The sequence below is a fragment of the Streptococcus sp. 477 genome (assembly GCF_013277295.1).
Taxonomy (GTDB): Bacteria; Bacillota; Bacilli; order Lactobacillales; family Streptococcaceae; genus Streptococcus; species Streptococcus pseudopneumoniae.
In genome coordinates this window covers 1-899 of record NZ_VMMQ01000114.1, presented here as the reverse complement: position 1 = coordinate 899, position 899 = coordinate 1, and the positions used below count along the sequence as shown (strand labels likewise).

The 899-nt window shown below is 30.3% G+C and carries 1 protein-coding gene; it reads left to right on the top strand.

Annotated features, from left to right (window positions below):
* Positions 1 to 23: 23 nt before the first annotated feature.
* Positions 24 to 788, top strand: coding sequence for a type II toxin-antitoxin system PemK/MazF family toxin (locus HT691_RS11015; protein ID WP_000155204.1), 765 nt, complete (start codon positions 24 to 26; stop codon positions 786 to 788).
* Positions 789 to 899 lie beyond the last annotated feature (111 nt).

Genomic DNA, 899 nt, shown 5'->3' with positions numbered 1-899 from the left:
TCGGGGTGTATAGAGGGGAATAAATGACAATACAAAATAAACAGATTTTAAAGGCTTCAAAAAACTTTGAGAAAGTTCATTCAACATTTAAAAATAATAATAAATTCCGATTTTTGCCTAATTGGCTAGAAAAAGAATCTAATCTATTCTTGTCAGAAACACAAAACACTAGCAAGAGTTACAATGTTCTGAAACGTGGTTCTTTAATCTTTGTAGATTTTGGAATCAATATTGGCTCTGAATTATCAAATAGACACTGGGCTGTTGTCCTAAATAAAAATGATTCTCCAAAATCAAGGAATCTGACGGTACTTCCAATTAGTTCAAAAGAAAAAAAGTTTTCTGTTATGATTGACGAAGTTATACAGCAAAAATCCAAAAGATTCTTATTACCTATTCTTGACAAAATTGGTTTTGATTATTTTTCGATCATTCACTATGCACTTACAGAAATTACTCCTTTTGATTTAGGGAGTGCAGAAGAAATATATCAGGAATTTTTGATTCAATACGGAGATGCTTACAATTCAGAATCAGCTAAAGAAATCTATGACAACGGTGCAGGGATGGAAAAAGTGGAAAACACTAATAGAAAATTAAAAGATCTTGTTAACCATTATCAACGATTTAATAAAATTTCCTACGCAAAATGTGATCAGATAAAAACGATTAGTAAAGACAGAATTATTTACATAAACGAACTGGATCCTTGCGGAAAAATCAAGGTTAGTGACGAAACTTTAGATAGAATTGACGAAAAATTAAAAGAATTGTACTTAAAAAATTGACATTTATAAAAGTTTACTCTATAATTAGGTTACTTAGAGGTTTACCCTCATATTTTTAAACTTTGAGCCTTTGCGCTCCAGGGAAGTAGCTTAATTGTTACTTCCCTTTTT